Below are 12536 nucleotides of genomic sequence, written 5' to 3' on the forward strand. Positions count from 1 at the left end.
GCCTCGCCGTCGTGCTTGCGGATGGTGACCGCGGTGTCGCTGTCGCCGTAGAGCAGGAGTACGTATCTCATGTGGGTATGACGTGCGTCCATCCGCTGAATCGACAAATCCGGACATATTTTACTTTGTAAAGGCGTCCGGCTTATAGTGGCCTGGCCTCCGGCAAAACCAAACGATCAACAGCCTCTCTGCGACGGTGCTCCGGGCGCCGGTCATAGCGGGCCGTGGTCGCGGGGGAGGCGTGGCCCACCAGGGCCTGGGCGGTGGCCAGGTCGACCCCGGCGTCCAGCAGCTCGCCGATGAAGGTGCGGCGGAAGTCGTGCGGGGTCCGCCTTGCGGCACCCGCCTCCGCCAGGCGGCGGGTGAGGATGTCGGCCACCGCCTGGCCGGTCATCCTGGCCGGCGCGCCGTCGCGGTGCCGCAGCCGCCCGGTGCGCCCGATCGGGCAGAACAGCGCGCCCGCCGTCATGCCGCGCACGGCCAGCCACCGCTCCAGCCGGGCCACGGCGGCCCCCGTCAGGTAGGCCAGGCGCTCGCGGTCGCGCTTGCCGCGCACGCGCAGCGACCGGGCGCCGGGATCGTAGTCGGCCAGGGTCAGCCCGGCGATCTCGGCGCGCCGGCAGCCGGTGGAGTACAGCACCGCGACCACGGCGCCGTCGCGCAGCCCGGCCGGGCCCGGGGCGTCCTCGCAGGCGGCGAGCACCGCCGCGACCGCCTCGGGCGGGACGTGCGACCCGGCGGGCAGCCGGGTGTGCCGCAGGGTGGGCAGGTCGGCGGCGCGCTGGTAGTCCTCGGCGGTCATCTGGCCGAGCCGCCACGCCTCGCGCAGCACCCGGCGCAGCGCCACCAGGTGCTTGTTGACGTGGGCGGGCGACCAGCCCTGCCCCGCCAGCAGGGCGCGCAGGCGCACCGTGTGCTCATAGCGCAGCAGGTGCCAGGGCTGCCCGTGGGCGGAGGCGGCCGGGTCGCCGGTGAGGATGCGGGCGATGCGGTCCAGGCAGCCCGCCATGGTGCGGCGCGACTCGGCGCCGGTCAGGGAGTCGAGGTAGGCGCGGCAGGGGTCGGCTGCGGGCGGTGGTCCCGGCGGCTCCGGCGCGCCGGGCAGTGCGAGCGCGTCCATCGGGCCGATACTAGCCGCCGCCACCGCCGGTGCGCGGGAGGGCGGACCTCCGCGCGCGGTCACCAGAGTTCGAGCTGGCGCACGATGGGGGTGACGGCCTCGTTGAGCCGCCGGACCAGCACCACGATGGTACGGCGAGCCGTCTCGTGCAGGTCGTCGGCCGCTTCCTGGGGCGCCTCCGGCAGCCCGTCGAGGGGGACGGGGGTCTGGGCCAGCAGCGTGCCGCGCAGGTAGGAGGTCTTGACCAGGTCTTGCTCTGAGGGTTCGAGGAACTGGCCGAAGGTCTGCGGCCAGTCGCGCCACTGCCGGTCGCCCTGCCAGTCGGGGCTCCAGGCCAGGGTGGCGGGGCGGGGGGAGACCAGTTCGACGCGGGCACTGAGCGTGCCGTCCCACTGGTTGCGCACGCACTGGGCGCTGAGGATGCGCCGGTGCCAGCGGACGTATCCGGGCGACAGCTCGGGCGAGGTGGCGATGCGCCAGGCGACGCAGGCGAAGGAGACGGGGGAGATGTCGCCGAGGGCGGCTTCGAACTCCCCGGCGTTGCGGCGCAGGTGCTCGCCGTAGCGGCTGCGCCCGTCCGTGGCGCGTTCTCGGTCGTATTCGTGGTCGATCCAGAAGGCCACGGGTTCGCTCATGGGTCAGGGACCTCGCACGGGGCTGAGTGCGGACGAAGCTAGGGGCCCGACCGGGGCGGCCCGGTCAGGCGTTCACTCTACGCCGCGTGCGCCTGGGGGCGGGGGCGGACCGATCGGTAGGCTTCGCGGGAGCGGATCGGGGCGAAAGGGGACAGTCATGAACGGGGTGGTGACGGCGGTCTCGCGCAGCGCGGGGCACACGTTCTCCAAGACGGTTTGCGACGGCGTGCGGCTGCTGGCGGGGCTGGGCGTGGAGGGCGACGCGCATCTGGGGAAGACCGTGCGGCATCGCTCGCGGGTGGCGCGCGATCCGTCGGCGCCCAACCTGCGCCAGGTGCACCTGATCCACGCCGAGCTGCACGACGAGCTGGCGCTCGCGGGTTTCGCGGTGTCGGCGGGTCAGATGGGCGAGAACCTGACGACGCGGGGCGTGGACCTGCTGGGGCTGTCGGCCGGGACGCTGCTGCACGTGGGCGGGGACGCCGTGGTGCGGGTGACGGGCCTGCGCAACCCCTGCGTGCAGCTCGACGGGTTCCTGCCGGGCCTGATGAAGGCGGTGCTGGGCCGCGACGAGCACGGCGGCCTGATCCGCAAGGCCGGGGTGATGGGCGTGGTGGTGACCGGCGGCGAGGTGCGGCCGGGCGACGCCGTACGGGTCGAGCCGCCGCAGGGGCCGCACGTGCCGCTCGACCGTGTATGAGCGAGACCGTGTGAGCGAGACCGTGCGAGCGAACTCGGGTGAGCCGCCCGGCGACCGCCGTCAGTTGCCGCTGTGGCGGCCGTCGGGTGCCGCCTCGATGTGCTCGCGCAGGTTGGTGAGCATGCGCTCCAGCATGCCGGTGAGCCGGTTGACGTCCTGGTCGGTGAACCCGCTCAGCATGGCGGCGCTGACCGTGCCGAACGGCGGCGCGAGGCGGGGCAGCAGGGCCTGGCCGCGCGGCGTCAGCGCGATGACCAGCGAACGCCGGTCGGTGGGGTGCTTGCGCCGGATGATGAGCCCCTTGGCCTCCAGGCGGTCCAGCAGCCGGGTCATGCCCGCGGTGTCGGTGCCCAGGTGCGTGGTGAGCTGGTTGGGGCTGGTGCGGCCCTGCGCGGCCAGCAGCAGCACTGCCGCCTGCTGGGCGGTGACGTCGTGGGGGGCCAGGTGCGCCTCGACGGCGGTGCGCAGCTCGCGGGCGACCTGATGGAGGAGGGAACCGCCGCCGAGGACCAGGGAGAGTGCCGGGGGCGCCTGGTCGCGGGGTTGGGTGTCCATGGTCACCATGCTAGTCGGGCGGCCCGTTCCGCCTATTGCTGTCGCGGCAGCTAGTGATGCCCGCGCGGGCCACCGGGCGAGGGGGCCGCGGCGCGCAGATAGCTCAGCAGGTCGTCCACGAGGTCGCCGGGGTCGGCGGGCCGTGCGCCGCCGGAGGTCAGGTGCCCGGCCAGGGCGAGATCGACGGCCCCGTGGGCCAGGGCGATCAGCAGGCCGGTGACCCGCGCCGGATCGCCGCCCGGCAGCGCGCCCGCGCGCTGTGCGGCGACCACCGCGACGGCCAGCGCCGCGTGCGCCTGCGCGGCGGCCGCCCCCAGCTCGGGCGAGGCCGCGCTCCAGGTGCCGAAGACCAGCTTGAAGCGGACGGGATGGGCCATGGCCCAGGCGACGTAGCCGTGCACGACCTCGCGGATGATCGCCTCGGGAGGGCCGCCCGCGCCGGTGACCCGTGACATCGCGGCGCCCTGCGCGGCCAGTTCCCGGGCGGCGACGGCGGCCAGCAGCGCCTGCTTGTCGGGGAAGTGCTTGTAGGGGGCCATGTGCGACATGCCCGCGCGGCGGCCCACTTCGCGCAGGGTGACCGCGTCCAGCCCGCCTTCGTCCATGAGCTGGGCGGCCACCGCGACGAGGGTCTCGCGGGTGCTGGGCGCCACCGTCCCATCCTAGGGGCGCTGAACCTGCGCCCGGGAGGGGACGGCTCAGGGGTCTTCGGTCAGGCGGGCGGCGCGGGCGTGCAGGTAGCGCTGCCGGGGCAGGGCGGTCGCGCGGCGCGCGGCGGCCCGGTAGGTCTCGCGCGCCTCGTCCAGACGCCCGGCCATCTCCAGCAGGTGGGCCCGTACGGCGGGCAGCCGGTGGTCCCCGGCGATCCGCTCGTCTGAGACGTCGGAGCGGGGCCGGCGCACCGGACACAGGCGGCCCGGGCCGCGCGGGCAGAAACACGCGCGGCGTCCAGGCACATATTACGGAAGGCGGCCTGTGCCGGGGGATGGCGGCGCGGACCGTGATGCTTGTGAAGCGCACGTGATTTGGAGGGGTCATGTTTCCCGAGCTGCGGCATGAGCGGGACGGCGTCCAGCCGGAGGTCCTCGGCGACGTCGGGGCGGGCGGGGATCCGCCGCGAGCCGGCGTCGGCACCGATCCGGGGGCCCGCCCGGACCCGGAGGCCGGCCTCACGGCGGCACCGGGCGGCGCGGGCCCGGAGGTCGAAGGGGCCGGTCCCGCGCTGTTCCGGCTGGTCCGTTTCTGGGCCCGCCGCTGGGTGGCGGCCTCGGCCGTGGGCGCGGGCGGCCAGGCCGGTACGGTCGGCGCCGCCAGGTTCCAGGACATCCTGGTCCTGGAGGCGATCGACGCCGCCGCCGCGCGGCTGGGCGAGGTGTCGGTCGGCGACGTCGCCCACGAACTCGGCCTGGACCGCTCCGGCGCCAGCCGGATGGTCGGCGAGGCGGTCAGGCACGGGCTGGTCACCCGTGAGTCCTCGGCGCACGACGGCCGCCGCGCCACGCTCGCCCTCACCCCGGCCGGGTCCCGCCTGCTTGGCGGGGCGCACGCCTTCCAGCAGGAGGTGTTCGACCGGCTGACCGCGGCTTGGCACGCCGAGGACGCCGCCCGGCTGGCCGGGTACCTGCGCCGCCTGGCGGCGGAGGACCCGGCGGGCGGCGAGCGGGTCAGCGACCGGCGATGAGGGCGGCGACGCCGTCCAGCAGGCGCGCGAGGCCGAAGGCGAAGGAGCGTTCGGGGGCGTAGGCCCCGCCGAGCTCCTGGCCGGCGGCCGCGCCGACGCGCGCGGCGGTGGGGTAGCGGGCCGGGTCGAAGACCTTCGACAGCACCGGCCCGGCCCGCTCCCACCATTCCTGGTCGCTCAGTCCGGTGCTGGCGGCGGCCTGCGAGGCGTGCAGCGCCCCCCGGGCGGCGCCGTGCACGTAGTCGGTGATCATGGAGAGTACCAGGTCCATCTCGACGTCGCTGAGGCCGGTGCCCTCCAGCGCGCGCAGCTCGTAGTCGTATTTGGCGATCAGGTTGGGGCCCAGCGGCGGGCGGCTGACGGCGACCTGCAGCAGCCACGGGTGGCGCAGGTACAGGTCGCGGTTCTCGCGGGCCAGGTGCTCGATCCGCGCCCGCCAGTCCGCGGGCGGGGGGTCGGGCATGTCCACTTCGCCGTAGACGGTGTCGAGCATGAGGTCGATCAGCTCGGCCTTGCCCGGGACGTAGGTGTAGAGCGACATCGCGGTGACGCCGAGCTGCTCGGCCAGGCGGCGCATGGAGACGGCGGCCAGCCCTTCGGCGTCGGCGACGGCCACCGCTGCCTCGGCGATCCGCGGCGCGGTCAGCTTCGGCTTGGGGCCGCGCCGGGGGCGTTCCTGGAGTCCCCACATGAGCTCGATGCTGCGCCGGGGATCTCCTCCGCCGCTGTACTCGGTCGTCATCCTCACATTGTCCACACAGTCCACACAGTCCATACGGCTCGCCCCCAGAAATTCTCTACGGCGTACGTAATTTCATGCTACTCTCTACGCCGTATAGAGTTTTGGAGGCTGGATGAGCGTGATGTCCGGGCCCGCCGTCGTGGCGGCGGGCCTGCGCAAGACCTATCGCGGGACCGCCGCGCTGAACGGGCTCGACCTGGAGGTCCCGGCCGGCAGCGTGTGCGGCCTGCTCGGCCCCAACGGGGCCGGCAAGACCACCACCGTGCGGATCCTGGCCACCCTGCTGCGCGCCGACGGCGGCCAGGCCTCGGTGGCCGGGTTCGACGTAGCCCACCAGGGCGACCTGGTGCGCGGCGCCATCGGCCTGGTCGGCCAGAACACCGCGATCGACGAGCGGCTCAGCGGGCGGCAGAACCTGGAAATGTTCGCCCGCCTGTCCCACCTGGGCAACCGGGCCGCCGCCCGCCGCGCCGTCGAACTGCTGGAGCACTTCGGCCTGGCCGACACCGGGGCCAAACCCGCCGCGACCTACTCCGGCGGCATGCGCCGCCGCCTGGACCTGGCCGCTGGGCTGATCCTGCGCCCCCGCGTGCTGTTCCTGGACGAACCGACCACCGGCCTGGACCCCGCCGCCCGTAACGAGGTGTGGGACACCGTCGGCGACCTGGTGTCCACCGGCACCACCGTGCTGCTCACCACGCAGTACCTGGAGGAGGCCGACCGCCTGGCCGACGCGATCTGCGTCATCGACCACGGCCGGGCCATCGCCCACGGCACCCCCGCCGAGCTGAAGTCGCGCGCCGGAGGCGACCGCATCGACGTCGTGGTGCGCACCGAGGCCGACCTGCCGGCCGCCGCCGAGGTGCTGGCCAAGGTGGGTTCCGCCGAGCCGGTCGCCGAGACCGCGCTGCGCCGTCTGAGCGTGCCGGTCGCCGACCGGGTCGCCGCGCTCGGCGAGCTGGTCCGGACGCTGGCCGAACGCGGCCTGGCCCCCGAGGACATCGCGGTCCGCCGTCCCACCCTCGACGAGGTGTTCCTCACCCTGACCGGAGGCCGCTCATGACCGCGCTGTTCGGACGGCTCGGCTGGGCCGCCGCCGACACCTGGACGATCACCCGCCGCGACCTGATCCACTGGGGGAGCCGGCCCGGACAGGCGCTGGTCGTGCTGCTGTTCCCGGTGATGATCCTGCTGATGTTCGGCTACCTGTTCGGCGGCGCCGTGGCGCTGCCCGGCGGGGGCGGCTACCGCGAGTTCCTCATGCCCGGCATGTTCGCCATGACCATGCTGTTCGGCATCGAGACCACCTTCGCCGCCGTGGCCGGAGACGCGGCCAAGGGCGTCACCGACCGGTTCCGGTCCATGCCCATGTCCGGGGCCGCCGTGGTCACCGGGCGGGGCGTGGCCGACCTGCTGCACTCGGTGCTGGGGCTGGCGGTGATGATCGGCGCCGGGCTGGCCGTCGGCTGGCGCTGGCACGAGGGCCCCGCGCGTGCGCTGGCCGCCTTCGGGCTGCTGCTCCTGCTGCGGTTCGCGATGCTGTGGCTGGGCATCTGGCTGGGCCTGGTGGTGGGCCGGCCGGAGATGCTCGCCTTCATCCAGATCCTGGTGTGGCCGCTGATGTTCGTCTCCAACACGCTGGTCCCGCCGGAGACGATGCCCGCCTGGCTCGCCGCGGCGGCCGAGTGGAACCCGCTGTCGGCGACGGTCGCGGCGATCCGGGAACTGTTCGGTAACCCCGGGTGGGGCGGAGAGTCCCTGGCCGCCCAGTACGCCGTGCCGCTGGCCGCGGGCTGGCCGCTGCTGATGATCGCGGTGTTCGCGCCGCTGGCCGTCCGGCGGTACCGCCGGCTGGGCCGCTGACCCCCTCCGATCTGGAACGGAATGCTTTGCGGGACGAGCACATCGTGATCACCGGGGCTACCGTCGCCTTCCCCAAGGGCGTGCTGACGGTGGTCACCGGGGCCGCCGACCGGGCTGGCCGAGATCGCCGGTTCTCACACCGGCCGCTTCCTGCGCGAGTGACCTACCGGCTCACATCTCCAGGCCCGAGCCGCCCATCAGCGGCCGGACCTCCATGCCGGCGTGACGCGCGTCAGGCCATCGGGTCGCGATGGCCAGGGCCCGTTCCATGCTCTCGCATTCCACGACGCAGTACCCGGCCAGGTGCTCCTTGGCCTCCAGGTACGGCCCGTCGGTGACGGCGGGCACGCCGTGGCGGACCCGCACCGTCCGGCTGTTGGACGGGTCGGCCAGGCCCTCGCCCCCCACCCACTCCCCGGACCGCTGCAACTCGTCCATCAGCGCGGTGGCCTCGGCGACGGCCCGCTCGCGCTCCTTCCCGGGCATGGCCTCCCAGATCGCCGGGTTGTTGTAGATCATCAGCATGTACTTCACGAGTCCCGCTCCTCACCGTTCGCCTGACGGCCGACACCAGTAGATCGGAGGCGCCGGGCCGTCCTCGACATGACGGCCCGGCCCTTTTCGCATGGGAGGCGCGCGACGTCTGATTCCTGCAAGACCGTCACCAGGCGCGTGGAGGCGACCTGTCGGCCGAACTGGCCAGGAAGCACCACGACCGGACGAGACGCCCCGCCATCGACGATCATGCCCTGACCGTGCTCTGGCAGCACCCGTCACCACGGGAAAGGGCGCTGTGGCGGTTGGTGCATGAGTCGGGCGCCCCCGCCGGGGCCGTCCTCGCGCTCAACGTGGAGGACCTCGACCTGCCCGCCCGCCGCGCTGCCACGATCGCGTGGGGCGACGGCGCCGCGACCCTGCTGGGGGAGCTGGTCGCGGGCCGGGCCAGCGGCCCGCTCTTCCTGGCCGGCCGCAGGCCCGCCCCCGCCCGCAGACCGGCCCCGGCCGACCTGTGCCCGCAGACCGGCAGGCGCCGACTGTCCTACGAGCGCGCGGAGTACCTGTTCAAACAAGCCTCGGGCGGCTACACCTTGCATCAGCTCGCGGCTTCCCGGCATCGATCGGCGCCAGTGGCGGACTGACCGCCGGCTGCTCTCCTTCAGCATGCCCATGTAGATCCTCCCGGCGTCGCCGGGGGCCGGGCTCAGCACACCGGGCAGGGACGGGGCGGGCGGTGAGGATCGCCGCCAGCGCGGCCAGTACCAGGCAGATCACGGGCTGCGCGAGATGCGTGCGCTCCTTGCCGCCGGCCGGTCCGCTGAGCGGCTCATCGCACCACTTCGCAGACCGTTCAGGAGCCTCCTGGCCAGATTAGGACGTCAGAAGCCAAAGCGGCCCGATGCAGGGGGTCCGAGTTCTGTCCGGCGGCAGAGCCTTACTTCTGCCACCGGTTCTTCCTGGGCTGGCCTGGTCCGCGTTGCTTGCATGGATCGCATAACCCCCGCACCTTCCGGGAGTGATCATGAGCAAGCTCGTCCTGGAACCGGGGCCCAGGCATTCGCCGACGCCACCGCCCAGCCGCCCTACCTCTTCCAGATCGAGCCGAACGAGGACCGCCAGGCCGTCGATGAGGAGTGGGTGACCATTCCAGGCGGTCTCACCGGTGAGGTCAGAGCCCGCATCGTCGAATCGGCGGGCAGCACCGGGCAGCTGCCGGTCATTGTCTACATTCATGGCACCGGATGGGTGTCCGGCAACGCTCGCACCCACGACCGGCTAGTGCGTGAGCTGGCGGTCGGCACCGGGGCTGCCGTCGCTTCCCCGTGTACGACCTGGCGCCCGAACAGCGTTACCCGGTAGCGATTGAGCATAACTGGACAGGCGCCACTTGGGTCGCCGAAGACCCTGCCATGGGCCTGGACCCCGACCGGATCGCGGTGGCAGGCGACTCGGTCGGCGGGAACATGAGCGTCGCGTTCACCCTGAGAGCCAAGGATCGCGGCGGTCTCATCTTGCGGCAGCAGGTGTTGTTCTACCCGGTGACCGGCCGCCCCCGGCGCTCTGAGCCCGGCCTGTCATTCACCCACGCCCACGACATCGCCCAGATCGAGCAGGCCAACGCCTCCGGCCGCATCCCCGTCGTCTTCGTGCACGGCCTATGGCTGCTGCCCTCCAGCTGGGACCGCTGGGCGCAGGTCTTCGCCGAGGCAGGTTCGCAACGAGCACCACGTCACCGAGATCATCGAGATGCCGGGCCGTGGCCACTCCCTGACCATCGACAGCGGCTGGCGTGAGGTCTGCGGCACCGCTCTCACCTTCGTGCAGCGCTTCGTCTGACCCTCGTGCTCACCATCCTTCAGGAACCCCTGAAGCCAGGCACCTTCCGGCAACCCGAAACGAGACTTCGATGACCGCGACGGAACTGTTCGGGCGTGACGTCGAACTGGAGCGCATCGACCGCTTTCTTGACCTGGTACGGCTTCGCGGTGAGAGCAGGCTGATCAGGGGTGAGCCGGGCGTCGGCAAGTCCGCGCTCCTGGACGTCACCGCCGAGCACGCGGTGGCGGTGGGCATGCGGGTGTTACGGGCGTGGGGCTCGGAGTTTGAGGCGGATGTCAGCTACTCCTGTCTCAACCAGCTCCTGTTGCCCGCGCAGGACGACCTGGAGCGCCTGCCGCTGAGCCAGCGGGAGGCGCTCCAGGTGGCGCTGGGTTTCGGCACCGGTCCGCCACCGGAGCCGCTACTGGTCTGCAACGCCGCCTTGGCCCTGGCCATGGCGGTCGCCGAGCGGGAGCCGGTGCTGCTGCTGGTCGACGACGTGCAGTGGGTCGATCGCGCGAGCGCGGTGGCGCTCGGCTTCATCGCCAGGCGCGTGGCGGGCCGCCCGGTCGGGCTGGTGGCCTCCTCCCGGACGGGTACCGAGAGCTTTCTCGACCGCCGGGGACTGGCTGAGGTCGTGATCCAGCCGCTGGGCCGGGAGGCCTCCGCGCGGCTGGTGGACACGCGATTCCCGGAACTGCCCGGCTACGTCCGCCGACGGGTGCTCGATCTCGCCCGCGGCAATCCGCTGGCGTTGATCGAGCTGCCCGCCTGTGTGACCGGCGCGGGACCGGGCGGCATGGACGGCTCCGACGTGGTACCGCTGAACGAGCGGTTGCAGGCGGTCTTCGCGGCCCGGATAGCCGACCTTCCCGAAGCCACGCAGCGGCTGCTCCTGGTCGCCACGCTTGAGGGTGCCGGAGACCTGCGGCTGCTACGCGAGGTGGCCGGTGAGCAGCACGGCCTCACCGACCTCGCTCCGGCCGAGCGTGCGCAGCTGGTCCGGGTGGAGGACGCATCGGCCCGCCTCGTCTTCCGCCATCCGCTGATCGGATCGGCGATCGTCGATCTGTCCACCCATGAGGCGCGGCGCGGCGCGCACCTGTCCATCGCCGCCGCGCTGCGGGGCGACCCGGAGCGGCAGGCCTGGCATTTGGCCGCCGCGGCGGCGGGCCCGGACGAGTCGGTCGCGGTGCTCCTGGACGAGGCGGCCCGGCACGTCATGCTCCGCGGCGACGCGTTAGGCGCAGTCGCGGCGCTGGTTCGCGCGGCCGAGCTGAGCGGCACGACGCAGGCGCGCGCCAGACGCCTGGCCGAGGCGGCCTACATCGGCGCGGAGGCGGGAGGTGTGATCGACGATGCCAAGACGCTGCTGGCCCATGCCCGCAGGGTGAGCTCGGATGCGACGAGGAGAGCCGGCCCGCCCGATGCGGATCTGAGCACCGAAAGATCTCGAAGCGCAGCACCTGGTGCGAGAGCCGGCACGAGCGACCCGTCGGGCTCATTGCATGCCGCGAACGCGGCGGCCTTCCTGATGCTCGAGGGCGACGGCGACGTGCACACCGCCCATCGCCTGCTGTCCGGAGCCATCGAGACCGGCGCCCACGGCTACCAGGCCGACGACCCCGCCCTCATCGAGGCGATGCACACGCTGCTCCTGCTCTCCTGGTGGGCCGGGACCCCCTCGCACTGGGCCGCCTTCTACCGGGCACTGGAACGGCTGACCCCAAGCCCGCCCGACGTGCTCACCGTGGCAAGCAGGACCTTCCCCGACCCAGTGCGTACGGCTGCCGCGGCCACCCCCGAGCTGGACAAGCTCCTCGCCACCCTGTCCGAATACGACAACCCGGCCCGCGTAGTGCGCATCGGCACGGCCTCGGTCTACCTCGACCGGCTGAGCGATTCACGGGAGGCTTCCTGGCGGCTGGTACGGCAGGGCCGTCAGGGCGGTTCACCCCGCCGCCACCTCGGGGCGCTGATGCACCTGTGCCTGGAGGACTACCTCGTGGGCCGCTGGGACGAGGCGGACGAACTCGCCCGCGAAGGCCACCACATCTGCGGCACGAGTGGCTTCGCCTTCTTCACCTGGTACTTCCTCTACAACCGGGCGATCATCGCAGCCGGCCGAGGCCGGACCGGCGAGGCTCATGAACTGGCCGACGAGATCACCCGCTGGGCACTGCCCCGCGGAGTGACCAGCGCCGTGCTCTTCGCCCACCACCCCAGGGCCCTGGCCGCCTCCGGCCAGGGCGACTTCGAGGCCGCCTACCTGCATGCCGCCGCGATGAGCCCGGCGGGGACGCTAGCCTCCCACGTGCCGCACTGCACGTGGGTGATGTTCGACCTGGTCGAGGGGGCGGTGCGCACCGGCCGCACGAAGGAGGCTCTCGCGCACGTGGCGGCGATGAAGGCAGGTGGGATCGCCGGACTGTCCCCGCGTATGGCGCTGATCCAGGCGGGGGCGGAGGCACTCGCCGTCGATGACGAACCGGTCGCTCATCGCCTGGAGGCCCTGCTTGCCGTACCGGCTGCTGAACGGTGGCTGTTCGAGGTCTCCCGCATCCGGCTCGCCTTCGCCGAGAAGCTGCGCCGCAAGCGGGCGCCCTCCGAGGCGCGTGGGCATCTGCTGGCCGCCCGTGACGGCTTCGCCGCGCTGGCGGCCACCCCGTGGCTGGCCAGGACCGAGCACGAGTTGCGTGCCACCGGCCATCAGCGGCCTGGAGAGGCTCCGGGCGGGCGTGACACCCTGACCCCGCAGGAGCTGGAGATCGCCCATCTGGCGGCGAGCGGCCTGTCCAACAAGCAGATCGCCGAGCGCCTGTACCTGTCGCCGCGGACGGTTGGCGCCCACCTCTACCGCGTCTTTCCCAAGCTGGGTGTCGCTTCGCGAGCAGGGCTCAGGGACGCGCTGTCGCGTCCCTGAG

The 12536-nt window shown here is 72.9% G+C and carries 13 protein-coding genes and 1 pseudogene; 7 read left to right on the forward strand and 7 right to left on the reverse strand.

Features of this window, described 5'->3' with window-relative positions; all coding sequences use genetic code 11:
* Window positions 1-142: 142 nt before the first annotated feature.
* A complete protein-coding gene (locus P3X83_RS36020; RefSeq protein WP_277309838.1) occupies window positions 143-1120 on the reverse strand; it encodes a tyrosine-type recombinase/integrase in 978 nt (325 codons plus the stop codon).
* A 59-nt stretch (window positions 1121-1179) separates the two neighbouring features.
* Window positions 1180-1755 carry a hypothetical protein gene (locus P3X83_RS36025; protein ID WP_277309839.1) on the reverse strand — a complete coding sequence of 192 codons (576 nt, stop codon included), beginning with the start codon at window positions 1753-1755 and terminating at the stop codon, window positions 1180-1182.
* 157 nt (window positions 1756-1912) lie between these two features.
* Between P3X83_RS36025 and P3X83_RS36030 the strand changes: the two genes are divergently transcribed.
* Window positions 1913-2455, forward strand: a complete 543-nt coding sequence (locus tag P3X83_RS36030; protein WP_277309840.1) for an MOSC domain-containing protein — start codon at window positions 1913-1915, stop codon at window positions 2453-2455.
* 60 nt (window positions 2456-2515) lie between these two features.
* Here the strand turns inward: P3X83_RS36030 and P3X83_RS36035 are convergent, their stop codons facing one another.
* From P3X83_RS36035 to P3X83_RS36045, 3 genes are read right to left on the reverse strand one after another with little or no spacing between them, the layout of a single operon-like run.
* Window positions 2516-3010 (reverse strand): MarR family transcriptional regulator, encoded by a 495-nt coding sequence (locus tag P3X83_RS36035; RefSeq protein WP_277309841.1) that lies wholly within the window; start codon window positions 3008-3010, stop codon window positions 2516-2518.
* Window positions 3011-3060: 50 nt separating this feature from the next.
* Window positions 3061-3663 (reverse strand): TetR/AcrR family transcriptional regulator, encoded by a 603-nt coding sequence (locus tag P3X83_RS36040; protein ID WP_277309842.1) that lies wholly within the window; start codon window positions 3661-3663, stop codon window positions 3061-3063.
* 45 nt (window positions 3664-3708) lie between these two features.
* Complete coding sequence (locus P3X83_RS36045; RefSeq protein ID WP_277309843.1) at window positions 3709-3912, reverse strand: hypothetical protein; 204 nt, start codon at window positions 3910-3912, stop codon at window positions 3709-3711.
* A 134-nt stretch (window positions 3913-4046) separates the two neighbouring features.
* Between P3X83_RS36045 and P3X83_RS36050 the strand changes: the two genes are divergently transcribed.
* Complete coding sequence (locus tag P3X83_RS36050; RefSeq protein WP_277309844.1) at window positions 4047-4691, forward strand: MarR family winged helix-turn-helix transcriptional regulator; 645 nt, start codon at window positions 4047-4049, stop codon at window positions 4689-4691.
* Here P3X83_RS36050 and P3X83_RS36055 read toward each other — a convergent pair.
* On the reverse strand, window positions 4675-5433 hold the full coding sequence (locus P3X83_RS36055) for a TetR/AcrR family transcriptional regulator (RefSeq protein ID WP_277309845.1): 759 nt from the start codon (window positions 5431-5433) through the stop codon (window positions 4675-4677). The genes P3X83_RS36050 and P3X83_RS36055 overlap by 17 nt on opposite strands.
* 112 nt (window positions 5434-5545) lie before the next feature.
* On the opposite strand from P3X83_RS36055, the gene P3X83_RS36060 reads away from it, so the two are divergent.
* Both P3X83_RS36060 and P3X83_RS36065 read left to right on the forward strand, forming a co-directional pair.
* Entirely contained in the window at window positions 5546-6496 is a 951-nt protein-coding gene (locus tag P3X83_RS36060) for an ATP-binding cassette domain-containing protein (protein ID WP_346742779.1), read from the forward strand.
* Window positions 6493-7296, forward strand: a complete 804-nt coding sequence (locus P3X83_RS36065; RefSeq protein ID WP_277309846.1) for an ABC transporter permease — start codon at window positions 6493-6495, stop codon at window positions 7294-7296. The genes P3X83_RS36060 and P3X83_RS36065 overlap by 4 nt, the downstream gene beginning before the upstream one ends.
* Before the next feature lie 171 nt (window positions 7297-7467).
* Here the strand turns inward: P3X83_RS36065 and P3X83_RS36070 are convergent, their stop codons facing one another.
* Window positions 7468-7821 (reverse strand): YciI family protein, encoded by a 354-nt coding sequence (locus P3X83_RS36070; protein WP_277309868.1) that lies wholly within the window; start codon window positions 7819-7821, stop codon window positions 7468-7470.
* A gap of 230 nt (window positions 7822-8051) precedes the next feature.
* Between P3X83_RS36070 and P3X83_RS36075 the strand changes: the two genes are divergently transcribed.
* The 3 genes and pseudogenes from P3X83_RS36075 (at window position 8052) to P3X83_RS36085 (ending at window position 12535) form a co-directional block, all read left to right on the forward strand.
* Complete coding sequence (locus P3X83_RS36075; protein WP_277309847.1) at window positions 8052-8435, forward strand: hypothetical protein; 384 nt, start codon at window positions 8052-8054, stop codon at window positions 8433-8435.
* Window positions 8436-8778: 343 nt separating this feature from the next.
* Window positions 8779-9587 (forward strand): annotated as a pseudogene (locus P3X83_RS36080) (alpha/beta hydrolase fold domain-containing protein).
* Window positions 9588-9700: 113 nt separating this feature from the next.
* Window positions 9701-12535: a LuxR family transcriptional regulator gene (locus P3X83_RS36085; protein ID WP_277309848.1), complete on the forward strand. Its 2835-nt coding sequence runs from the start codon at window positions 9701-9703 to the stop codon at window positions 12533-12535.
* The last annotated feature ends 1 nt before the right edge of the window (window position 12536 follow it).

This window comes from Spongiactinospora sp. TRM90649 (assembly GCF_029382225.1).
Lineage (GTDB): Bacteria > Actinomycetota > Actinomycetes > Streptosporangiales > Streptosporangiaceae > Spongiactinospora.

Coding starts and splice junctions, on each gene's coding strand:
- P3X83_RS36070 (WP_277309868.1), bottom strand. CDS start 7,821: ATGCTGATGATCTACAACAACCCGGCGATCTGGGAGGCCATGCCCGGG.
- P3X83_RS36085 (WP_277309848.1), top strand. CDS start 9,701: ATGACCGCGACGGAACTGTTCGGGCGTGACGTCGAACTGGAGCGCATC.
- P3X83_RS36030 (WP_277309840.1), top strand. CDS start 1,913: ATGAACGGGGTGGTGACGGCGGTCTCGCGCAGCGCGGGGCACACGTTC.
- P3X83_RS36060 (WP_346742779.1), top strand. CDS start 5,546: ATGAGCGTGATGTCCGGGCCCGCCGTCGTGGCGGCGGGCCTGCGCAAG.
- P3X83_RS36065 (WP_277309846.1), top strand. CDS start 6,493: ATGACCGCGCTGTTCGGACGGCTCGGCTGGGCCGCCGCCGACACCTGG.
- P3X83_RS36025 (WP_277309839.1), bottom strand. CDS start 1,755: ATGAGCGAACCCGTGGCCTTCTGGATCGACCACGAATACGACCGAGAA.
- P3X83_RS36035 (WP_277309841.1), bottom strand. CDS start 3,010: ATGGACACCCAACCCCGCGACCAGGCGCCCCCGGCACTCTCCCTGGTC.
- P3X83_RS36050 (WP_277309844.1), top strand. CDS start 4,047: ATGTTTCCCGAGCTGCGGCATGAGCGGGACGGCGTCCAGCCGGAGGTC.
- P3X83_RS36055 (WP_277309845.1), bottom strand. CDS start 5,433: ATGACGACCGAGTACAGCGGCGGAGGAGATCCCCGGCGCAGCATCGAG.
- P3X83_RS36020 (WP_277309838.1), bottom strand. CDS start 1,120: ATGGACGCGCTCGCACTGCCCGGCGCGCCGGAGCCGCCGGGACCACCG.